Raw genomic sequence first — 21,489 nt, forward strand, 5'->3', positions numbered from 1 at the left:
CTTTTCGGCCTCGGTAGTCAGGTGGCCTGCCCTCGGACCGGGTCTCGTACCGACCCTCTACTATGCCGGTAGTCAATTGACTCATGGTGCTCGGGGACACACGTGGGGAAGACCAACGACCGAGCCGCCTGGGCAGGTTTCGGACTGTAAGGGGCTGACGGGGATGGCTGCCGCAACGCGCGCACGTACCGCGAGGAGCGCGTCCGGCCGACGCACACCGAGCGGATCGGGTGCGCCGAACCCCGCTCCGGCTGCCCCGGCCGCGGGCACCGCGGCGGGTTCGGTGACACCACGTCCGCTCCCCCGGCCCGGCAGCCTCGGCCCGCTGCGGCTGCAGCAGCTGGTCCTCGTCGAGGTGGCTGCGGCTCTCGTCCTGGTGGCCTGGGTCATCGATGAACTGATGCTCGTCCCGGCGGCGGTCGTCGGTGTGGTGCTGGTGCTGCTGGCCGTGGTCAGCCGCCACCAGCAGCCCATCCCGGAGTGGCTGAGCACGGCGCTCGCACTGCGCGGCCGCCGGCGGCGGGCGGCGCAGCCGGTCGACGCGGGCACCGACCCGGGCTTCACTCCGGTCGTCGAATGCGAACCCGCCCTGCGGACGTACACCTACACCGACCGTGAGCGCCGCGCGGTGGGCATGGTCGGTGACGGCACCTTCCTGACCGCCGTCCTTCAGGTGGAGGCGGTGGACGCGCCGCTGCGGCCGCAGCGCGCCCAGCGCCCGCTGCCGCTCGCGCTGCTGCGCGACGCCCTGGACGTGGACGGGATCCTGCTGGAGTCGGTGCAGGTCGTACAGCACGCGATGACCGCGCCCGCGCCCCATCTGCCCGCGCAGGCGGTGGCGGTGCGGAACTACGGACCGCTCCAGGAGCACACCGGCGCACCGTCCACCCGGCTGACCTGGGTGGCGTTGAAGTTCGACCCGGAGCTGTGCCCGGAGGCCGTGGAGGCGCGCGGCGGTGGTCTGGAGGGTGCGCAGCGGTGTGTGCTGCGGACCGCCGACCAGCTCGCGAGCCGGTTGCAGGGGGCCGGGTTCGGGGTGACGCTGCTGACGGAGGAGGCGCTGACGGCGGCCATCTCCACGGCGGCGAGCGTCAATCCGGTGGCGACCGCCCAGGCCCGGCAGACCAACACCCTCTCGCGGCGCACCGTGGAGAGCTCCCGCGCCTGGCGCTGCGACGACCGCTGGCACACCAGCTACTGGGTGGGCCGCTGGCCGCAGATGGGGCCGGGTGCGGCCCCGCTCCCGCAGCTCGCCGCGCTGCTGACCTCGCTGCCCGCGCTGGCCACGACGCTCAGCCTGACCCTGCGCCGCGGTGGCACCCAGGGCGGACGGCACGCCCCGACGGTGAGCGGCCATCTGCGGATCACCGGCCGCAGCGCCGATGAACTGGTGGAGATACGGCGCGAGTTGCAGCGCACCGCGCGCGGGGCCCGGGTCGGTCTCGTCCGGCTGGACCGCGAGCAGGTGCCCGGTGTGCTCGCCACTCTGCCCCTGGGAGGGACCCACTGATGGCCACGCCGACGACCTACGGAAACCCCGCACCCTACGGCACCCCCGCACCCGCTCCGGGCTCCGCCCCGGCTCCCGCTCCCGGCGGCCCGGACGCTCCGGCGGCCGCGCCCGCTCCGCGCAGGATGCGGCGCGGCTTCGGGCTGATCGGTCCCCGGCGGCAGCCGCATGAGCTGTCCCCGGAGCAGTTCGACGCGCTGGCGCTGCCGATCGGCGACGACGGAGTGGTGATCGGCATCGGCGCCCGTGACCAGCCCGCGGTGCTCGGTCTGCACCGGCCGACGCCGTTCAACATCCTGCTGGTCGGCGGGTTGTGGACGGCACAGGTCATCGGGTTGCGCGCGGTGGCCACGGGCGCGCGGGTCACCGTCGAGACCGGCCGCCGTCAGATGTGGACCGCGCTGACCCAGGCGGCGAACGGCGGCCACGAGAGCATCACCCTCCACGACGTGGGCCGGGTGCCGCCGCAGGGGGCGTCGATCGGCAGTCCGGTGCTGGTGATCCGTGACGCGGGCATGAGGCCGCCGCGCGGCCGGGTGTCCGCCGCCCCCTGGCAGTCGGTCATGACGCTGCTGCCCTATCTGAGCCCGGTCGCGCCGCGGCTGATGGAGAACGCCGACCTGGTCGGTGTGCAGCGGGTCTCCCCCGACGAGGCCACCCAGGTCGGGAAGATCATGGGGCTGCCCGCCACGGACGTCGAGTCGCTCTCCACCCTGCCGGACGGCGTCACACTGTGGTGCAACCGCCGCTCGCGGCTCTACGTGGCCACGCACCCCACGGACGTGGAGACCGGACTGCTGGGCGGACCGCGCCGGATGGACTGACACCGCGGCTGACACCGCGTCGGTTCACTCCGCGTTCCGTCGCGGTGGTTCTCCGTGTTCGATTGCCGCCGCACGCGGGGTGGATCAGACTTGTCACCGTCGGGCGGACGGATGTCCGCGGTATGTGAAGGGAATCTCCACCGATGGCTGACGCCAAAGAGAAGGCCGAGCTGTACGCCCTGGACATCTCGGATGTCGAGTGGCTCAGTGCGCCTGGCAGCACCTCAGAGGACCGGGTGGAGATCGCCTACCTGCCGAACGGGGCGGTGGCGATGAGGAGTTCCGCCGATCCCGGGACGGTGCTGCGCTACACGGAGGCCGAGTGGCGCGCCTTCGTCCTGGGCGCGCGGGACGGCGAGTTCGACCTGCGCTGAGGAGTACGGCGGAGGGGCGGACACCGGCCGGTGTCCGCCCCCCCGGGTGTTACCGCCCCGCCGGGGGCGCTCAGCGGCCGGAGGCGATCAGGAGCTTCTCGGCCCCCGAGGTGGCCGCCCCCGAGGTCCCGGCGATCCGGTCCGAGGCGATGTAGAAGCGGCCGTTCCGGTAGACCCGGGTGGCGGTGGCCAGGAGGGCCTCCGTCGTGCGGGTGGCCCGGGGCAGCTGGAGCAGTTTCCCCGGTGTGCCGCCCGCGGGGCCGACGCGCACGACCGTCCCGCCGCCGGAGAGGGTGGGCTGTTCGTAGACGATGAGGTCCTTCCCGTCGGTGCCCAGTGGCATCAGCATCCGGCCGCTCACCTTCAGGGCCCACTTCTTCCTGCCGCTGTCCAGGTCGAAGGCGTGGATCTCGGTGGTCGGGCCCGCGCCGCCCGGCGTCAACTCGGTCGGCAGGTAGAGGGTGTCAGCGGTGGCGGCGACGCCCTGGCAGGCGCCCATGTCGGTGCCGAAGAGGTCCATCCGGCACTGCGGCTGGTAGGACCGGTTGCCCAGGGCGAGCGAGGAACGCTTCTTGCCGCGGTCCGAAATCGCCAGTACCCCACCGGACTTGCGGTCCTCATCGCTGAGCGCGACGACGGCCGGACGGCTGGAGAAGATCTTGCTGACCTTGAAGCCCTTGCGGACGACATAGGCCCACTTGATTTTTCCGGCCGGGGTGAACCGCTGGAGTTTGGCGGTGCCGTTGTTGCAGGAGTACGCGCGCAGCAGGACCGTGCCGCCCGCGTACCCGTCCACCGAACAGGCGGGGCTCAGCTTGCCGGGTGAGACCTCCTTGCCGTTGTCGACCCTGACCATGGCGGAGCCGCCGAACCAGGCCAGGCCGACCAGATTGCCGCTCTGGGCCATGCCCAGATTCGAGTGGTCCCCGCCGAAGAGGCCCCCGTCGGGGGCGTCGTGGTCCCAGACCTTGACGCCCTTGTCGAGGTCGATGAGAGCGAGTCCGCTGCACGAGTCCTTGCGGTGGCCGGCGTAGGCGATCACGACCTTGCCGTCCGTGGCCGAATCGGGCGCGGCGCACACGGCCTCGGGGAGGCGCAGCGACCACTTCCGCGTGCCGTCGTTCCGGTACGCGATGACCTCGTCGTCAACGGCTTTGACGACATGGTCCTTCCGCACCCAGAACCCGGGGACGTCGACACCGCGCCGGGGGAGGTCCGGTGCGGGAGTCTGGAAGAGCACCCTGGCCTCACCCGGCCGCCGGACGTCGTCGGGGTCGCTCTCCTCGTCCTCCGGGGCCTTGTGGTCGCTGTCGCCACCGGCGGAGGGCCCGGACGTCGGCTTCTTCCCGTGGGGTCCGGCCGGGGCGCCGCTCGAGGCGGCGGGCTTCTCGCCGTCGTCGCCTCCGCCGTCACCATCGCCGAGGACGGCGAGGACCGCGCCGCCCGCCACCAGCAGCACCGCGAGCACCGTGCCGATGACGATCGCCTTCCGCCTCCCCTTCCCACCGCCACCGCTACCGTCACCGCTGCCGCTGTCACTTCCGCCGTCGGCCGGGGAGGTGCCGTACGCACCGAGCGGTCCGGGCTCGGACGGTTCCGTCGCGTACGGGTTACCGGGAGCGGGCGTCGGCGGCCCGGGAGGCGGCGGGACATCGGGCGCCGGGGGCGGACTCGCGGGGAGTGCCCCGGTATGCCAGATCTGGGGCGGGGTGTGCCCGTTCGGCGCGGGCGGGGCGGCCGGAGGCGGGACGGGCGGCGGGGACGGCTGCGGAGGGGGACCGAAACCGCCCCGGGAGGGCTCCGGTTCCGGTGGCGGGCCGAAGCCCCCCGCCGGTGGTCGGTGGGGCGGTCGGGGCGGCCGCGGCATCAGCACTCACCTCTTAGGCGGGTCCGTCGGCATTCGAGCGGGTTTATTTCTACCACCGGACACCCGGGCTCCCTCCGGGATCGAGCGGGTATGCGACCGGGTAAGGCACGGTGAGGTATCGGACAGCCGTGAGTGCCGGACGGGCCTGCCACAGCGGCCCTCATGGTGATTAGTCTTGGTGTACGCGGTGGAGAACCTGATCAGGTGTCCCCGGCGTCACCAAAGGGGAAAGCCGAACGGTCGGACGACAGTAACGATCGGCATGAGATCGGCCTCGCCAAGAATTTCAAGGGTGTTCGACCACACCAGGAGGCATTGTGAGCAGCGATCGGGACGAGATCCGCACGGGCGGAACCACACCCGGCGATGATCGGTCCGACGCGGAGACCGAGCACACGGGTGAGTTCACCATCGATTACACCCCGCCCGCCTGGTACACGCAGAACGCTTCGCCGTCACCGGCCCCGCCCGCCCCCGGCCCGACCGGGACGTCCGGGGGGACCTTCGGATCCGGGGTGGACACGGGGGCCGGCGCGGGGGCCGCGCCCCCGCCTCCGGCGCCGAGCGTAAACCCGGTGCCGGTACCGGGCGTTCCGGACCCAGACGGTTTCGCCGGGTCGTGGCCGCCGCCCCCGGCGCCGCCCACCGATTCCGCGCCCGCCACTTCCGCGTCTCCCGATTCCCTGTCCGCCGGTTCCGCCCCCATGGGCACCGACCCGACGGCGTCCGGCTCCGCCGGTGCCGCTGCCGGCGGGCCCCACGGTGGTGAGACGCATACGCGGGCCGCGGACGAGGGAGGACCGGGCGAGACGGGGGCGGAGCGCCCCGAGGCGCCGACCACACCGCCCGCTGCGCCCGACGTCTCCCCGAACCCCATAGTTCCGCCCCGCGCCGACACCGGAACGGATGACCTCGGCGCGGAGGGTTCGACGAGCACCGCGCGGGACGAGCGGCCGGACCGGGACCGCGGCGCCGAACCGGCCGCGCCCACCGCGGAGAAGGACGACGACTACGCGCTGCCGCCGGTCGCCGCGCCGCAGGCCACCGCCGAACCGGCCGACACCTCCGACAGCGCCGGGGGGACCGGGAGCACCGACGGCGGGGAGATCCGCAGCGAGGGCACACTGCGCTTCTCCACCGCCGCCCTGCGGGCGGAGATGGCCGAACTGCGCGCCGCCGCGGGGAACACCGAGAGCGCCGAGAACCCCGAGGGCTCCCCGGACTCCCCCGCTCCCGGGAACGACTCGGGAGCCGATGCCGAGCGGCCCGCACAGGAGACCCAGGACTCCGGCGCCACGGACGCCCCCGCACCCACCGGCGGCGAGGTCCGCAGCGAGGGCACGATGCGGTTCTCCACTGCCGCGCTGCGCCAGGACTTCGCGGAGCGCCGCAAGGCCGAGAGCGAGGCGGCGGAGGCCGACGAGCCGCAGGACGCGATTTCCGAGGGCGCGGCGCCGCAGGGCGCGCCCGCACCCGACGCACCCGCACCGGGGCAGCCACCGGCCACGCCGTGGGCGCCGCCGTCCGCGCCGCAGGCCGGACTGCCGCCGCTGCCGCCGGACTTCCAGCCCGCCGCGCCCCAGAGCGCGGACGCCGGTCCGGGCACCCCGGCCATGCCCGCCACCCCGCAGCCGAACGCGGGCGCCCCGTGGTCCCCCGAGAGCGGAGCCGCCCCGGCGCCGCTCCCGGAGCAGCGGACGGACGGCCCCGGTGGCGCGAACGGCGCCGGTCTGCCGCCGCAGGCCAACGCCTGGGCCCCGCCGGTACCCGGTACGCAGGGTCAGCCCGCGCCCGGCGTCCCGGCACCCGCGCCCCCGCAGAGCGGCTACGGCTACCCGCGCCCCGGCGAGGGCGCTCCGGGCCCGCTCCCGGGCCGGCCCGGCCCCGGTCAGCCTGTTCCCGGCGTCCAGCCCGCTCCAGGGCCCCAGCCGGGCCCCGGCCAGCCCGGCCCCGGCCCTTTCCCGGGACAGGGCCAGGGACAGGCGCAGGGCGGCGCACCCGCGTCCGCCGACGCCCAGCCCCCGGCCGCTCCCGGTCCGCAGATCCCCCAGAACCCGCAGCCCCCGCAGGCGGCCCCGTACGGCTATCCGCACCAGGGTCAGCCCCCGGCGCCCGCCACCGCCCAGGGCGGCTACGGCTTCCCGCGTCCGCAGGCGGAGCCCCAGGACGCCGTCCCGCCGAACTACCCGCAGTCCTCCCCCGCGCCCCAGCAGGGGCAGCAGCCGCAGCAGGGCCAGCCCGGCCCGTACGCCCAGCCCGGCCCGTACGCCCAGCCCGGCCCGTACGCCCAGCCCGGCCCGCAGGGGCCGTCCCAGGGCCAGGGGCAGGATCAGGGCGGCTACGGCTTCCCCCGCCCCGACGCGGCTCCCCCCGCACAGGACGGCTACGGCTACCCGCGCCCCGACGGCGGCGCCGCCGCCAACTCCGGTGCCGGGGCGGGCGCACCGTCCGATCCGCGGACCGGCGGCTGGCCCGTCGTCACACCGGACCAGCGGCGCCAGGCCGCCCACGGCGCGGGGGCGCCCCTCGGTTACACGGCGGCCGTCGAGCTGTCGTCGGACCGGCTCATCCGGGGCAAGCAGAAGCCCAAGAAGAACAACGTCGCCGCCTCGCGCTTCAAGTTCGGCGGCAAGAAGGAGGAGGCGGAGCGGCAGCGCAAGCTGGAGCTGATCCGGACACCGGTGCTCTCCTGCTACCGCATCGCCGTCATCAGCCTCAAGGGCGGCGTCGGCAAGACCACGACGACCACCGCCCTCGGCGCGACACTGGCCACCGAGCGCCAGGACAAGGTCATCGCGATCGACGCCAACCCCGACGCGGGCACCCTGGGCCGCCGGGTGCGGCGGGAGACCGGCGCGACCATCCGCGACCTGGTCACCGCGATCCCGTACCTCAACAGCTACATGGACATCCGGCGGTTCACCTCGCAGGCCCCGTCCGGTCTGGAGATCCTCGCCAACGACGTGGACCCGGCGGTCTCCACGACCTTCAACGACGAGGACTACCGCCGCGTCATCGACGTCCTGGGCAAGCAGTACCCGATCATCCTCACCGACTCGGGCACCGGTCTGCTCTACAGCGCGATGCGCGGAGTGCTGGACCTCGCCGACCAGTTGATCATCATCTCCACCCCCTCGGTGGACGGTGCGAGCAGCGCGAGCACCACCCTCGACTGGCTGTCCGCACACGGCTATTCGGACCTGGTCTCGCGGAGCCTCACCGTGATCTCGGGGGTCCGGGAGACCGGCAAGATGATCAAGGTCGACGACATCGTGTCGCACTTCGAGACGCGCTGCCGCGGCGTGATCGTCGTGCCCTTCGACGAGCACCTGTCGGCGGGCGCCGAAGTGGACCTGGACATGCTGCGGCCGAAGACCCGTGAGGCGTACTTCAACCTCTCGGCCCTCGTCGCCGAGGACTTCGTCCGGGCCCAGCAGGCGCAGGGGCTGTGGACGGCGGACCGTGGCAGCGCCCCGCCGCCGCAGATGGCCCCGCCGATGCCCGCACACGGTCAGCAGGGGCAGTACCCCGGTCAGGGGCAGGGCCAGCAGCCGGGTCCGCAGCAGGGCCAGGGGCAGCAGCCCTACCCGGGGCCGTACGCGCCCCAGCCCGGTCAGCCACAGGGGCAGCCGCAGCCGGGACAGCCCCAGCCGGGCTATCCGCAGCCCGGTCAGCCACAGGGCTATCCGCAGCAGGGCCGGCCGGGACAGCCCGGCCCCCAGCAGGGGTGGCAGCAGCCACAGCAGGGGCAGCAGCCACAGCCGCCCCAGCAGGCCCAGGCCCAGCCCGGACAGCCCGGACAGCCCTGGCCGTCCGGGCAGCCCGCACAGCCGGGCCAGCCGTGGCAGCAGCAGCCCCCGGCGGGGCCGCAGCAGTAGCGGACGCGGACGCAACGAAGCGATCGCCCCGCCGGACCGGATGATCCCGGTCCGGCGGGGCGATCGCCGTAAGAGCCGTGGTGAGCAGTGAAAGGCTGAAGGGGCGGGGCTCAGCCGCCGTCGTGCTCCTCGACCAGTTCGCGCGCCCGCTTCACATCGGCTGCCATGCGCTCCAGCAGCGCCTCGATCGAGTCGAACTTCTCCTGGCCCCGCAGATAGGCGAGGAAGTCCACCTGGACGTGGAGTCCGTACAGATCCAGTCCGACACGGTCGATCGCATAGGCCTCGACGGTCCGTTCGGTGCCGTCGAACTGCGGGTTGGTACCGACCGAGATGGCCGCGGGCATCGCCTCGCCCCCGGCGGTGAGCCAGCCCGCGTAGACGCCGTCGGCCGGGATCGCGGTATGCGGCAGGGTCTCCAGGTTGGCCGTGGGGAAACCCAGCTCACGGCCGCGCTGGGCACCGCGCACCACCACGCCCTCGACACGGTGCGGCCGTCCCAGGACCTCCATCGCGCCCGTGACATCGCCGTCGGCGACCAGCCTGCGCACCAGGGTGGACGAGAACGCCTCGCCACCGCCCGCCTCGCCGCGCTCGTACAGGTCGATGACCTCGACCTGGTAGTCGTAGGTGGTGCCCAGCTCGCGCAGGAACTCCACGTTCCCTGCGGCCCTGTGACCGAAGCGGAAGTTGGGACCCTCCACGACCACCCGGGCGTGGAGCTTGTCGACCAGCACCTTCACCACGAAGTCACCGGGGCTGAGCCGGGAGAACTCCGCCGTGAACGGCAGTACCAGCACCGCGTCCACGCCCAGCTCCGCCATCAGCTCCGCGCGCCGCTGGTGGGTGGCGAGCAGCGGGGGGTGGCTGCCGGGGCGTACCACCTCGCTGGGGTGCGGGTCGAAGGTGACCACGACCGCCGGGACGCCCAGCTCACGCGCGCGGGCCACCGCGCGGCCGATGATCAGCTGGTGTCCTCGGTGCACTCCGTCGTAGGAGCCGATGGTGACGACGCTGCGTCCCCAGTCCTCGGGGATGTCCTCCAAGCCACGCCAGCGCTGCACTTTGCCCGCTCCTCGCCCGAACCTTTGTCTGCCGACTTCGCAGGTCTAAGAGTGCCATGCCGTCGGCACGTCCCTTGCATCGGTGGCCACTCCGGACGTCCCGCCCCGCGTTTCACCACGGTGGCCAGGGGTCCCTCAAGAGGTCACGCGCCCCCTTTCACTCCCGTGATGCCTTCCGGGCGCCCGCACGATGGGGTGAATTCACCGTCGGCACTGGAAAGACACCGGAGGGGAAGAGATCGGGGGGTCGCAACGCACCGCAGGACGGCCGAGGGCCGCCCCGCGGTGCGGGACGGCCCTCATCGGACATCAGAGCTCAGGCGAACACGGCCAGGCTCTTGGCCTTGCCCTTGGACTCCTCCACCAGGGCCAGGAAGCGCCCCTCCGGATCGAAGACGGCCACCGGTCCGGTGTGCCCCTCCCCCGTGGTCACCGGGGGCATGTCGATCCGTACGCCGTTGCCCAGCAGGCGCGCCTGGTGGGCGTCCACGTCCCAGCGCGGGAAGGCGGCCGCGGCGGCCTCCGCGATGGGCATGACCGTCAGGGACTCCTCCAGCCGCTCCAGCGTGCGCGCCTCCGCCAGCCCGTACGGGCCGACCCGGGTGCGGCGCAGCGCCGTCAGATGGCCGCCCGCGCCGAGTCCGGCGCCCAGATCGCGGGCGAGCGCCCGGATGTAGGTGCCGGAGGAGCAGACGACCGTGACGTCGAGGTCGACGACGGCGGTGCCGTCCTCCGCCTTCGACTCGCGGCGCTCGTGCAGCGCGAAGGACGAGACGGTCACCGGGCGCGCCGGGATCTCGAAGTCCTCGCCCTCACGGGCCCGTGCGTAGGACCGCTTGCCGTCGATCTTGATGGCGCTGACCTTGGACGGCACCTGCTGGATGGCGCCGGTCAGCGCGGCGATCCCGGCCTCGATCGCGGCGGGCTCGACCCCCGCCGCCCCGTGGGCGGCGGTGATCTCCCCCTCCGCGTCATCGGTGACGGTGGTCTGGCCCAGCCGGATGGTGGCCGTGTACTCCTTCTCGGTCAGCGCCAGGTGACCGAGCAGCCGGGTGGCCTTCTCCACGCCGATCACCAGCACACCGGTGGCCATGGGATCCAGCGTGCCGGCATGGCCGACCCGCCGGGTCCCGGCGAACCGGCGCATCCTGGCGACGACGTCGTGCGAGGTGTAACCGGCCGGTTTGTCGACGATCACCAGGCCGTCCGGCGCACCGGATCCGGCCCTGCCCTTGCGCGTCATGCGTCCGAGGAGCCCTTGCCGTCGTTCTCGTGCCCGTTCCCGTCCTCGTCCGCTTCCTCACCGGGCTTGCGGTACGGATCGGCCTCACCGGCGTACTCGGCGCCCGAGGACGCCTCGCGGACCTGCTCGTCGGCCGCCTTGGCCTTGGCGAGCAGATCGTCGATGGTGCGGGCGTTGTCCGGGAGGGCGTCCGGGACGAACGTCAGGGTGGGGGTGAACCGCACCCCGGTCTGACGGCCGACCTCGGAGCGCAGAACGCCCTTGGCGCTCTCCAGGGCCGCGGCGGAGGCGGCCCGCTCCTCGTCGTCGCCGAAGACCGTGTAGAAGACGGTCGCCTCCCGCAGATCACCGGTGATCCGGGTGTCCGTGATGGTCACATAGCCGAGCCGCGGGTCCTTGATCCGCCGCTGAAGGGTCTCCGCGACCACGACCCGGATGCGGTCCGCCAGCTTGCGTGCCCGCGCGGTGTCGGTCATGCGTCTACTTCTCTCTTCTTCGCTTCGGTCATCGACGGCCGGGGCCGGTCGTCGACGGGGGTCACCACTGTCGGGTTCCCCGTTCCGTCACTCGTCATCGCCGCCGTGGAACCTCCGTCGCACGGACAGCAGCTCCACCTCCGGCCGCCCCGCGACCAGCCGCTCACAGCGGTCGAGAACATCCGTGAGATGGCCCGGGTCCCCGGAGACCACCGCCAGGGCGATCTGCGCCCTGCGGTAGAGGTCCTGGTCGCCGACCTCCGCCACGCTCACCGCGTACTTGCGGTGCAGCTCGGCGACGATCGGGCGGACGACGGAGCGCTTCTCCTTCAACGACCGTACGTCGCCAAGGAGCAGGTCAAAGGACAACGTCCCTACATACATGCGGTCCGGGTCAAGCCACCCGTGGGGCCTTGAAGGTCTGGCTTCGTGCAGGTTCCTCGAACCGTACACGCAAGGGCCGGGGCCGATCGACGGAAATTTCCCGCCGACCGGCCCCGACCGAGAGGCAGCGCGTCAGCCGCGCGGCTTCTCGCGCATCTCGTACGTCGCGATGACGTCGTCGATCTTGATGTCGTTGTAGCTGCCGAGGTTGATACCGCCCTCGAAGCCTTCGCGAATCTCGGTGACGTCGTCCTTGAAGCGGCGCAGGCCCTCGATGTTGAGGTTCTCCGCGATGACCTTGCCGTCGCGGACGAGGCGGGCCTTGGTGTTCCGCTTGACCTCGCCGGAGCGGATGAGCACACCCGCGATGTTGCCCAGCTTGGACGAGCGGAAGACCTCGCGGATCTCCGCCGTACCGAGCTCGACCTCTTCGTACTCCGGCTTGAGCATGCCCTTCAGGGCCGCCTCGATCTCCTCGATCACCTGGTAGATGACCGAGTAGTAACGGACGTCCACGCCCTCGCGCTCGGCCATCTGCGTGGCACGCCCGTCGGCGCGCACGTTGAAGCCGATGACGATGGCGTCGGAGCCGGTCGCCAGGTCGATGTCGGTCTCGGTGACCGCACCCACACCGCGGTGCAGGACACGCAGGTCGACCTCTTCGCCGACGTCGAGCTGGAGCAGGGAGGACTCGAGGGCCTCCACCGAACCGGACGCGTCGCCCTTGATGATGAGGTTGAGCTGCTGCACCTGACCGGCCTTGAGCACCTTGTCCAGGTCCTCCAGGGAGACCCTGCGGGTGCGCTTGGCGAAGGCCGCGTTGCGCTCGCGCGCCGCACGCTTCTCGGCGATCTGGCGGGCGGTGCGGTCCTCGTCGACGACGAGGAAGTTGTCGCCCGCGCCCGGCACGTTGGTCAGACCGAGCACCAGGACCGGGGTGGCCGGACCGGCCTCCTCCAGCGCGTTGCCGTTGTCGTCGAGCATCGCCCGGACACGGCCGTAGGCGTCGCCCGCGACCATCGTGTCGCCGACCCGCAGGGTGCCGCGCTGGACCAGCACGGTGGCCACGGCGCCGCGGCCGCGGTCCAGGTGGGCCTCGATCGCGATGCCCTGCGCGTCCTGCTCCGCGTTGGCGCGCAGGTCGAGCGAGGCGTCCGCGGTGAGGACCACGGCCTCCAGCAGACTGTCGATGTGCAGACCCTGCTTGGCGGAGATGTCGACGAACATGGTGTCGCCGCCGTACTCCTCGGCCACCAGGCCGTACTCGGTCAGCTGACCGCGCACCTTGGTCGGGTCCGCGCCCTCGACGTCGATCTTGTTGACCGCGACCACGATCGGCACGTCGGCCGCCTTGGCGTGGTTCAGCGCCTCGATCGTCTGGGGCATCACACCGTCGTTGGCCGCCACCACGAGGATCGCGATGTCGGTCGACTTGGCACCACGGGCACGCATGGCGGTGAACGCCTCGTGACCCGGGGTGTCAATGAAGGTGATCTTGCGCTCTTCCTCATTGACCTCGGTCGAGACCTGGTAGGCACCGATGTGCTGGGTGATGCCACCGGCCTCGCCCGCGACCACGTTGGTCTTGCGGATCGCGTCCAGCAGACGGGTCTTACCGTGGTCGACGTGACCCATGACGGTCACGACCGGCGGACGGGAGACGAGCATGTCCTCGCCGCCCTCGTTCTCGCCGAACTCGATGTCGAAGGACTCGAGAAGCTCGCGGTCCTCCTCCTCCGGGCTGACGATCTCGACGACGTAGTTCATCTCGTCGGCGAGCAGCTGGAGCGTCTCGTCGGAGACCGACTGGGTCGCGGTGACCATCTCGCCGAGGTTGAGCATCACGGCGACCAGCGACGCCGGGTTGGCGTTGATCTTCTCCGCGAAGTCGGTGAGCGAGGCACCACGCGACAGCCGGACCGTCTGGCCGTTGCCGCGAGGCAGCATCACGCCGCCGACGGACGGGGCCTGCATGGCCTCGTACTCCTGGCGCCTCTGCCGCTTCGACTTGCGGCCACGGCGAGCCGGACCGCCGGGACGGCCGAACGCGCCCTGCGTGCCACCACGGCCACCGGGACCACCCGGACGACCGCCGAAGCCGGGACGACCGCCGAAGCCGCCGCCACCGCCACCGGGACCACCGGGACGACCGCCGAAGCCGCCGCCACCGCCCGGACGACCGCCGCCGCCACCACCGGGACGACCGGCGAAGCCGCCGCCGCCACCGGGACGACCGCCGCCACCGGGGCGACCGGCACCGCCGGGACCGCGACCGCCGCCGCCACCGGGGCCCGGACGCGGGCCCGCGGCGGGACGCTGCGGCATCATGCCCGGGTTCGGACGCGGACCGCCGGGACCGCCGCCCGGACGCGGGCCGCCACCCTGGGCGCCCTGCGGACGGGGCATCTGGCCCGGAGTGGGCCGGGGACCGCCGGGGCCGCCCTGACCGCGGCCGGGACCGCCCTGGCCGCCCTGCGGGCGCGGGCCGGGGCCACCCTGGCCACCGGGACGCGGGGCGCCGCCGGGACGGGGCGCCTGCGGGCGCGCCATACCGGTGGAACCGCCGGAGGTGAAGGGGTTGTTGCCCGGACGGGGGCCGGCCGGACGGGCACCGCCCGGACGCGGGCCGCGCTCGCCACCGGGGCGCGGAGCGCCGGGACGGGCGCCCTGGCCGCCCTGGCCCTGGCCACGCTCGCCCTGGCCGGGACCGCCCGGACGGGCGCCGGGGCGCGGACCGGGCGTGGCGCCCGGCTTCGCGGGCGCGCCCGGCTTGGCCTGGGCCTGGCCCGGCTTGGGACCGGCGGCCGCCGGCGGGGCGGTGAACTCGGGCTGCTGCGGTGCCGCGGGCTGCGCCGGAGCCGGCTTGGGGCCGGGGGTCGGGCGGGCACCGGGCGTCGGACGCGGCCCCGGTGAGGGCGCCGCGGGCGCCGCGGGCGCCGCGGGAGTGCTGCGGGGGGCCTCGGCGGCGGCCGGCTTGGGGCCGGGCGTCGGAGGCTTGGGGGCAGCCGGACGGGCCGATGCACCCGGACCGGGTGTCGGCGGCTTGGCGGGCGTCGCCTTGCGCGGCGCCGAGGGCTTGCCGGCGGCGCGGCCGGAACCGTTGCCACCCTGGAATGCGTCAGTCAACTTGCGCACAACCGGCGCCTCGATGGTCGAGGACGCCGAACGTACAAATTCACCGAGTTCTTGGAGCTTGGCCATGACGACCTTGCTCTCAACTCCGAACTCCTTGGCGAGTTCGTATACCCGGACCTTAGCCACTTCGCTCCTTTGAGGTCCGGGTTACGCCGGACCGTCGCTACTTCATGGGCGTACTCATCGCGTACTCATCGAGTGCTCATCGCAATCTCGACCTACTTCCGACTCGCGAGGTACCTGACCGCACAGTGTCCCGTGCCGTTCTTGCAACTACTTACGGTGATGCCTGCTCACCCTGCTCGACACAGCGGCGCAGGTCCGTGGTGTCGAGCGTCCCCGGCCCCCTGAAGGCCCGGGAAAAGGCCCGGCGGCGGACCGCCAGGTCGAGGCAGACCCGTGTGGGGTGCACATAGGCACCCCGACCGGGCAGCGTACCGCGCCGATCGGGGACGCAAACGCCCTCGACCGCCACGATGCGCAGCAGATCCTTCTTGGCCGCCCGATCCCGGCATCCCACACAGGTTCTCTCAGGGCAGGCACGAGCAAGCGCGCGGCCAGACACTGCTTAAGTCTACCTCCCTGTACCGACCTCACCCCTCGGGGGGAGTGATCGAACGGTTACTCGTTTTTCGGCCGGATTCCGGGGCTCCGCGGCTGGAATCAGCCTTGATCACCGGGCTGTTCGGTGTCGGGCCGGATATCGATCCGCCACCCGGTCAGTCGGGCCGCGAGCCGGGCGTTCTGCCCTTCCTTCCCGATGGCGAGCGAGAGCTGGTAGTCCGGCACGGTGACGCGCGCCGAGCGCGCCGCCAGATCCACCACCTCGACCTTGCTCACCCGCGCGGGGGACAGCGCGTTGGCCACCAGCTCGGCGGGGTCGTCCGACCAGTCGACGATGTCGATCTTCTCGCCGTGCAGTTCGGCCATCACACTGCGCACCCGGCCGCCCATCGGGCCGATGCACGCGCCCTTGGCGTTCAGACCCGAACGGGTGGACCTGACCGCGATCTTGGTCCGGTGACCGGCCTCACGGGCGATGGCCGCGATCTCCACCGAACCGTCCGCGATCTCCGGCACCTCGAGCGCGAAGAGCTTCTTCACGAGGTTGGGATGGGTACGCGAAAGGGTCACGGACGGACCGCGCACGCCCTTGACGACGCGGACGACATAGGTCCGCAGCCGGGTGCCGTGGGCGTAGTCCTCACCGGGCACCTGCTCCTGCACCGGCAGGATGGCCTCCAGCCGGCCGATGTCCACCAGGACGTTCTTCGGGTCCTTGCCCTGCTGGACGACACCGGCGACCACATCGCCCTCGCGCCCCGCGTACTCGCCGAAGGTGATCTCCTCCTCGGCGTCCCGCAGCCGCTGGAGGATGACCTGCTTGGCGGTCATCGCGGCGATCCGGCCGAAGCCGGAGGGGGTGTCGTCGAACTCGCGGGGCTCGGCGCCCTCCTCGAGGTCCTCGGCGTCCTCCTGGGCCCACACGGTGACGTGGCCGGTGTTGCGGTCCAGCTCCACGCGGGCGCGGCGGCGGCTTCCCTCGGTGCGGTGGTAGGCGATGAGGAGGGCCGATTCGATCGCTTCGACCAGCAGGTCGAAGGAGATCTCCTTCTCTCGCACCAGACCCCGCAGGGCACTCATGTCGATGTCCACGGCTACGCCTCCTCCTTGCTCTCGTCGCCCTCAGAAGCGGGCTTGCGGTTGAATTCGATCTCCACCCGGGCCTTGGAGATCTCCTTGAAGGCCAGCCGCCTGGCGGTGGGCTTGCGGCCCTTCACACCGGGCACCTCGAGGTCGAGCCCGTCCTCGTCCACGGCGGTGATCCGCGCGACCAGCTCGTCGCCGTCGGCCAGCTTGGCGCGCATGAGGCGGCCGGTGGCGCGGCGGTAGTGGCGCGGTTCGGCGAGGGGGCGCTCGGCGCCGGGGGACGTGACCTCGAGGACGTATGGGGTGGCGCCCATCGCGTCCGACTCGTCGAGGGTGCGGGAGATGTCCCGGCTGAGCTCGGCGCAGGTGTCCAGCTGCACGCCGTCATCGGAGTCCACGACGATCCGGAGCACACGCCGCCGCCCGGCGGGCGTCACCTCGACCTCTTCCAGATCCAGCTCTCGGGCGCTGACGAGCGGTTCCAGCAGCCCGCGCAGCCTCTCGCTCTGGGTGGTGCTCATCCGGGTGACTCCTCGGCCGCGTGTGCTGTTGTGGGAAGGTCGCGTGTCGGATCAAAGCCTATCTGTTCCAGCGGCGGGCTGACGATTCGGTGGGCGCTGCCGGGCTTCCGCCCCGCGCGCGGGTACGCTCGCCTGCTGTGATCACTACCGGCGGCCGGGAGCTGCCGCAGCCCGGAAAGAGGAACGTGTCGATCACCACGCCCCCACCAGGCCCCCCGTCCCCCACCGACACCTCCCCCGCGTCCGCCGTCACGTCCGCCACGTCCGGCACCGGCGGGGCGACGCCCGCGCGGCGCGCCCTGCTGCTGGGCGGCGGGGCGCTGGGCGCGGCCGCGCTGCTGAGCGGCTGCTCCGACGACACCAGGCCCCGCCGCGACACCGCCGAGGGCGTGAGCGTCGCCAAGCTCCGCGCCACCGGCGCGCGGGAGTCCACCGCGCTCCTGGCGCGCTACGACGCGACGGCGGACGCGCACCCCGACCTTGCGGAGCGCCTGGCCCCGTTGCGTGCGGAGACGGCGCGGCACGCGGCCGCCTTCCGTGGCCATGGGCGGTCCTCGTCCGCCGACGGATCGGCCACGCCGTCGGCGTCCCCGCCGGCCTCGGCGTCCGCGCGACGGCGGGAGCGGCCGCCCGCGGTGCCCGAGGACCGGAAGCGCGCCCTCGCGGTGCTCGCCCAGGCCGAGCGGCACACCGCCGACGCCCGCACCACCGCCCTCGTCACCGCGCCGCCCGAGCTCGCCCGGCTGCTGGCCTCCGTCGCGGCCTCCGGGGCCGCCCACGTGTATCTCCTGACCCAGGACGGCTCGGACTCATGACCACCGCGAAGGGGTACTGACATGGCCTCTCGACCAGGCCGTACCGCGGGCAGCCGCGCCGCGGCGCTCAGAGCCGCGCAGGCCGCGCTCGCCGCGGAACACGCCGCCGTCTACGGCTACGGCGTCGTCGGCGGCCGGATCGGTGACGACCGGCTCGCGGAGGCCCGCGAGGGGTACGCGGCGCACCGCGCGCGCCGGGACGCGCTTGTGCGCACCGTGCGCGACCTCGGCGGCACCCCCGCGGGCGCGGCGCCCGCGTACGCGCTGCCCTTCGCCGTACCGGACGCCCCCGCCGCGGTGCGGCTCGCCGCGGAGCTGGAGAACCGTATCGCCGCCGTGTACGCCGATCTCGTACGGGCCGGTGACGGCTCGCTGCGCCGTCAGGCGGCGGGCGCGCTGCGCGAGGCGGCGGTCCGTGCGGTGCGCTGGCGCGGGGGCGGCGTAGCCTTCCCTGGACTCACCGAACACTCCACCACGGCCGCCCCGTCCTCGTCGGCGAGCGGTCCGGCCGACGCGCTGTGACGGGCCGCCGGGGCGAACGGTGATCGTGATGACGTTGATGAAGGGGACGGCTCAGGCATGGCATCGGCACCGCAGTCCGGTGGACGGGATACGACCCCCTTCCACCCGCCCAAGCGGCTGCTGGACGCGCTGAGCGACGCTCCCGAAGGCTCCGTACGCGACTGGCTGGAAGCCCTGCCGGAGACCGTGGACCAGCTGCTCGACGCCTGGGAGCTGACCCCCGAGCGGGTGGTGACCCCCGGCGGCCGCCGTGGTCTGGTCACGCTGGTGCGGCAGGCGGACGGCACCCCGGCGGCGCTGAAACTGCCCGTCCCCGGCCCCGACGCGGAACGGGAGCGTGCCGCCCTCGCCCACTGGGACGGCTGGGGCGCGGCCCGGCTGCTGCGCGCCGATCCGGACACCGGTGCGCTGTTGATCGAGCGGCTGAGCAGCGCGGTGTCGGTGCGCTCGCTGCCGGAGGCGAAGGCGCTGCTGGAGGCGGCGGGCACGGTGCGGCGGCTGTGGGTGCCGCCGCCGGAGGAGCACCCCTTCGGCTCGGTCGCGGAGCGCACCGGCGAGGGCCACGACGCGATGCTTCCGCTGCCCACCGGTGGCTGGGCGGCGGACGCCCGTCCGCTGGCCGAGGAAGCGGCGCAGCTGCGGACGGAACTGCTCGCGGGGCCTCCCGAAACGGTGCTGCTGCACGGCGACTTCCGGCAGGGCAAGGTGCTCGCCGGGGAACGCTCGCCCTGGCTCGCGGTGGGCCCCTCGCCCCTGGTCGGCGAACGGGCCTATGACCTGGCGCAGTTGGTGCTCGACCGCTGTGAGGACCTCGCGGCGGGCCCCGGCCCCGCCGCGGCGGCCCGCCGCCGGGTGGCCAAACTGGCCGACTCCCTGGACGTGGACCGCGACCGGCTGCGCGGCTGGACCCTGTACCGCGCCGTCGCCACCGGCCTCCACCACGCCGCCGCCGGCCATCGCTCCCGCGCCGAACTCCTCCTGGAATTCGCCAACTGGCTCTGACCCGGGCACGGCTTGTCGGTGCCCGGGCGCGCCGAACCGGTCACCGTCGCGGGCCGGCGACTCGGCGCCACCGCGCGGGCGGGCAGGGCCGTCCCCGCTCACACCCGCCCATGGGACAGGTACGGGCCGGACGGGCATCCGCCACGACACTCCGCCGGCCCGGCAAGTCCCCTCGTGCCCGCCCCCGGCGAGGCGTCGCAGGCCGCCACGACATGGTCGGCCAGGACCCTGCGGGGCGCGGGAGCTCCGGCGGCGCACCCGACCGGTGACCGGACCGCCGACAGCCCGCGCCGACGGCCCGGTGCGTCGCTCCGCCCGCGCGGACCGTCACGGCGCCGTGGGGCGGTGGGGAACGGCATGGCACGGCGGAGGCGGCCGCAGGGCGGCCCCGCCGTTACGAGCCGCCGTACGAGCCGTCTCATGACGGCGCCCGGCGCGCCGCTGGGGGCGGCGGGCCGGGCGTCGGTCGGTGTCCGGGGGTGTCAGACGGTGAGGCGGGCGATGGCCTCGTCGAGCGGGAGTTCCTCGCGCTCACCGGTGCGGCGGTCCTTCAGCTCCACCACGCCGTCCTTGGCGCCGCGGCCGACGACCAGGATGGTCGGCACGCCGATGAGCTCCGCGTCGGTGAACTTCACGCCCGGGGAGACGCCCGCGCGGTCGTCGACCATCACACGGACGCCCGCCGTGCCCAGCTTCTCCGCGACGTCGAGCGCCAGCTCGGTCTGGAGGGCCTTGCCCGCGGCGACGATGTGGACGTCGGCCGGGGCGACCTCGCGCGGCCAGCAGAGGCCGGAGCCGTCGTGGGTCTGCTCGGCGAGGGCGGCCACCGCGCGGGAGACGCCGACGCCGTAGGAGCCCATGGTGACGCGGACCGGCTTGCCGTTCTGGCCGAGCACGTCAAGCTGGAAGGCGTCCGCGTACTTGCGGCCGAGCTGGAAGATGTGGCCGATCTCGATGGCCCGGTCCAGCTCGATGCCCGCACCGCACTTCGGGCAGGGGTCGCCCGGCTCGACCACGGTGACGTCCAGGTAGTCGTCGACGTCGAAGTCACGGCCGCAGACCACGTTGCGGGCGTGGGTGTCGGCCTTGTTCGCGCCGGTGATCCAGGCGGTGCCGGGGGCGATGCGCGGGTCGGCGATGTAGCGGAAGGACTTGCCCGCGAGGCCCTGCGGGCCGACGTAGCCGCGCACCAGGTCGGGGCGGCCCTCGAAGTCCTCGGCGGTGACCAGCTCGACCACGGCGGGGGCGAGGTGCTCGCCCAGCTTGCCGAGGTCCACCTCGCGGTCGCCGGGGACGCCCACCGCGGTGATCTCACCGTCGACCTTGACCAGCAGGTTCTTCAGGGTCGCGGAGGCGGGGACGCCCAGGTGCTCGGCGAGGCTCTCGATGGTGGGCGTGTCGGGGGTGTCCAGCTCCTCGACGGGGCCGTGGGTACCGCCCTCGACCGGCGGGACGGTGACCGTGTACGCCTCGGTGTTGGCCGCGTAGTCGCAGTTCGGGCAGTCCACGAAGGTGTCCTCGCCGGCCGCCGCCGGGGCGAGGAACTCCTCGGAGGCGGAGCCGCCCATCGCGCCGGAGACCGCGGAGACGATGCGGTAGTCCAGGCCCAGGCGCTCGAAGATCCGGCGGTACGCCTCGCGGTGCAGGCGGTAGGACTCGGCCAGACCCTCGTCGGTGGTGTCGAAGGAGTAGGAGTCCTTCATCAGGAACTCACGGCCGCGCAGCACACCGGAGCGCGGACGGGCCTCGTCCCGGTACTTGGTCTGGATCTGGTAGAGCATGACCGGCAGGTCCTTGTAGGACGTGCACTGGTCCTTCACCGTCTGGGTGAAGATCTCCTCGTGGGTGGGGCCGAGCAGGTAGTCGCCGCCCTTGCGGTCCTTGAGGCGGAACAACAGGTCGCCGTACTCCTCCCAGCGGCCGCTGGCCTCGTACGGCTCCTTGGGCAGCAGGGCGGGCAGGAGGACCTCCTGGGCGCCGATGGCGTCCATCTCCTCGCGAACGATGCGCGAGACGTTCTCCAGGACCTTCTTGCCGACCGGCAGCCAGGTCCAGATACCCGCCGAGGCACGGCGGACGTAACCGGCCCGGACGAGCAGCTTGTGGCTGGCGGTCTCGGCGTCCGCCGGGTCTTCGCGCAGCGTCTTCAGCATCATCGTGGACATGCGCTGGACGTTGACGGCGTGGGCCATGGAGTCTCTCCTGCGTGCGGGATGGGATGTGC

Annotated in this window: 17 protein-coding genes and 1 pseudogene; 8 read left to right on the forward strand and 10 right to left on the reverse strand. The window is 73.2% G+C overall.

The genetic code is table 11. The annotated features are described in order from the left end of the window. Positions 1-163 precede the first annotated feature (163 nt). The 3 genes from eccE to NMK44_RS20155 all read left to right on the forward strand — a co-directional run bounded on the left by eccE (position 164) and on the right by NMK44_RS20155 (position 2,708). Complete coding sequence (gene eccE, locus NMK44_RS20145; protein WP_254745043.1) at positions 164-1,510, forward strand: type VII secretion protein EccE; 1,347 nt, start codon at positions 164-166, stop codon at positions 1,508-1,510. After that, complete coding sequence (locus NMK44_RS20150) at positions 1,510-2,334, forward strand: hypothetical protein (RefSeq protein WP_254745045.1); 825 nt, start codon at positions 1,510-1,512, stop codon at positions 2,332-2,334. Before eccE ends, NMK44_RS20150 begins: the two co-directional genes overlap by 1 nt. A gap of 143 nt (positions 2,335-2,477) precedes the next feature. After that, complete coding sequence (locus NMK44_RS20155; protein WP_254745047.1) at positions 2,478-2,708, forward strand: DUF397 domain-containing protein; 231 nt, start codon at positions 2,478-2,480, stop codon at positions 2,706-2,708. Between the two features lie 70 nt (positions 2,709-2,778). Here the strand turns inward: NMK44_RS20155 and NMK44_RS20160 are convergent, their stop codons facing one another. Continuing rightward, positions 2,779-4,176, reverse strand: a complete 1,398-nt coding sequence (locus NMK44_RS20160) for an outer membrane protein assembly factor BamB family protein (protein WP_254745049.1) — start codon at positions 4,174-4,176, stop codon at positions 2,779-2,781. A 716-nt stretch (positions 4,177-4,892) separates the two neighbouring features. Between NMK44_RS20160 and NMK44_RS42890 the strand changes: the two are divergent. Both NMK44_RS42890 and NMK44_RS20165 read left to right on the forward strand, forming a co-directional pair. Then, positions 4,893-5,015 (forward strand): annotated as a pseudogene (locus NMK44_RS42890) (SCO5717 family growth-regulating ATPase); the annotation flags it as partial. A gap of 264 nt (positions 5,016-5,279) precedes the next feature. Beyond that, positions 5,280-8,453 (forward strand): nucleotide-binding protein, encoded by a 3,174-nt coding sequence (locus tag NMK44_RS20165; protein ID WP_254745051.1) that lies wholly within the window; start codon positions 5,280-5,282, stop codon positions 8,451-8,453. Between the two features lie 110 nt (positions 8,454-8,563). Here NMK44_RS20165 and NMK44_RS20170 read toward each other — a convergent pair whose 3' ends face one another. From NMK44_RS20170 to rimP, 8 genes are all read right to left on the reverse strand, one after another. Continuing rightward, on the reverse strand, positions 8,564-9,517 hold the full coding sequence (locus tag NMK44_RS20170) for a bifunctional riboflavin kinase/FAD synthetase (RefSeq protein WP_254745053.1): 954 nt from the start codon (positions 9,515-9,517) through the stop codon (positions 8,564-8,566). 316 nt (positions 9,518-9,833) lie between these two features. Beyond that, complete coding sequence (gene truB, locus NMK44_RS20175; protein ID WP_254745055.1) at positions 9,834-10,760, reverse strand: tRNA pseudouridine(55) synthase TruB; 927 nt, start codon at positions 10,758-10,760, stop codon at positions 9,834-9,836. Further along, complete coding sequence (gene rbfA / locus NMK44_RS20180; RefSeq protein ID WP_254745057.1) at positions 10,757-11,236, reverse strand: 30S ribosome-binding factor RbfA; 480 nt, start codon at positions 11,234-11,236, stop codon at positions 10,757-10,759. The genes truB and rbfA overlap by 4 nt, the downstream gene beginning before the upstream one ends. Positions 11,237-11,323: 87 nt before the next feature. After that, entirely contained in the window at positions 11,324-11,620 is a 297-nt protein-coding gene (locus NMK44_RS20185; protein ID WP_254745059.1) for a DUF503 domain-containing protein, read from the reverse strand. A gap of 132 nt (positions 11,621-11,752) precedes the next feature. Next, the gene (infB, locus tag NMK44_RS20190) at positions 11,753-14,881 is read right to left on the reverse strand and encodes a translation initiation factor IF-2 (protein ID WP_254745061.1); all 3,129 of its coding nucleotides are present in this window, start codon (positions 14,879-14,881) and stop codon (positions 11,753-11,755) included. A gap of 151 nt (positions 14,882-15,032) precedes the next feature. Then, positions 15,033-15,320 carry a YlxR family protein gene (locus NMK44_RS20195; protein ID WP_254745063.1) on the reverse strand — a complete coding sequence of 96 codons (288 nt, stop codon included), beginning with the start codon at positions 15,318-15,320 and terminating at the stop codon, positions 15,033-15,035. A gap of 98 nt (positions 15,321-15,418) precedes the next feature. Next, on the reverse strand, positions 15,419-16,411 hold the full coding sequence (gene nusA / locus NMK44_RS20200) for a transcription termination factor NusA (RefSeq protein ID WP_254745065.1): 993 nt from the start codon (positions 16,409-16,411) through the stop codon (positions 15,419-15,421). Between the two features lie 2 nt (positions 16,412-16,413). Beyond that, positions 16,414-16,926 (reverse strand): ribosome maturation factor RimP, encoded by a 513-nt coding sequence (rimP, locus tag NMK44_RS20205; RefSeq protein ID WP_254745067.1) that lies wholly within the window; start codon positions 16,924-16,926, stop codon positions 16,414-16,416. Between the two features lie 137 nt (positions 16,927-17,063). Between rimP and NMK44_RS20210 the strand changes: the two genes are divergently transcribed. The 3 genes from NMK44_RS20210 to NMK44_RS20220 are packed head-to-tail and all read left to right on the forward strand — an operon-like array spanning position 17,064 to position 19,265. Further along, positions 17,064-17,741 (forward strand): hypothetical protein, encoded by a 678-nt coding sequence (locus NMK44_RS20210; RefSeq protein WP_308358481.1) that lies wholly within the window; start codon positions 17,064-17,066, stop codon positions 17,739-17,741. 21 nt (positions 17,742-17,762) lie between these two features. Next, positions 17,763-18,263 (forward strand): ferritin-like domain-containing protein, encoded by a 501-nt coding sequence (locus NMK44_RS20215; protein WP_254745069.1) that lies wholly within the window; start codon positions 17,763-17,765, stop codon positions 18,261-18,263. Positions 18,264-18,320: 57 nt separating this feature from the next. Then, positions 18,321-19,265: an aminoglycoside phosphotransferase family protein gene (locus tag NMK44_RS20220; protein ID WP_254745071.1), complete on the forward strand. Its 945-nt coding sequence runs from the start codon at positions 18,321-18,323 to the stop codon at positions 19,263-19,265. A gap of 482 nt (positions 19,266-19,747) precedes the next feature. On the opposite strand, the gene NMK44_RS20225 is transcribed toward NMK44_RS20220, so the two are convergent. Further along, positions 19,748-21,457 carry a proline--tRNA ligase gene (locus NMK44_RS20225; RefSeq protein ID WP_254745073.1) on the reverse strand — a complete coding sequence of 570 codons (1,710 nt, stop codon included), beginning with the start codon at positions 21,455-21,457 and terminating at the stop codon, positions 19,748-19,750. Positions 21,458-21,489: the final 32 nt, after the last annotated feature.

Source organism: Streptomyces cucumeris, from assembly GCF_024295805.1.
GTDB classification, from domain to species: domain Bacteria; phylum Actinomycetota; class Actinomycetes; order Streptomycetales; family Streptomycetaceae; genus Streptomyces; species Streptomyces cucumeris.

Coding starts and splice junctions, on each gene's coding strand:
- rbfA (WP_254745057.1), bottom strand. CDS start 11,236: ATGACCGACACCGCGCGGGCACGCAAGCTGGCGGACCGCATCCGGGTC.
- rimP (WP_254745067.1), bottom strand. CDS start 16,926: ATGAGCACCACCCAGAGCGAGAGGCTGCGCGGGCTGCTGGAACCGCTC.
- eccE (WP_254745043.1), top strand. CDS start 164: ATGGCTGCCGCAACGCGCGCACGTACCGCGAGGAGCGCGTCCGGCCGA.
- NMK44_RS20165 (WP_254745051.1), top strand. CDS start 5,280: ATGGGCACCGACCCGACGGCGTCCGGCTCCGCCGGTGCCGCTGCCGGC.
- NMK44_RS20185 (WP_254745059.1), bottom strand. CDS start 11,620: ATGTATGTAGGGACGTTGTCCTTTGACCTGCTCCTTGGCGACGTACGG.
- NMK44_RS20220 (WP_254745071.1), top strand. CDS start 18,321: ATGGCATCGGCACCGCAGTCCGGTGGACGGGATACGACCCCCTTCCAC.
- NMK44_RS20150 (WP_254745045.1), top strand. CDS start 1,510: ATGGCCACGCCGACGACCTACGGAAACCCCGCACCCTACGGCACCCCC.
- truB (WP_254745055.1), bottom strand. CDS start 10,760: ATGACGCGCAAGGGCAGGGCCGGATCCGGTGCGCCGGACGGCCTGGTG.
- NMK44_RS20225 (WP_254745073.1), bottom strand. CDS start 21,457: ATGGCCCACGCCGTCAACGTCCAGCGCATGTCCACGATGATGCTGAAG.
- NMK44_RS20155 (WP_254745047.1), top strand. CDS start 2,478: ATGGCTGACGCCAAAGAGAAGGCCGAGCTGTACGCCCTGGACATCTCG.
- NMK44_RS20215 (WP_254745069.1), top strand. CDS start 17,763: ATGGCCTCTCGACCAGGCCGTACCGCGGGCAGCCGCGCCGCGGCGCTC.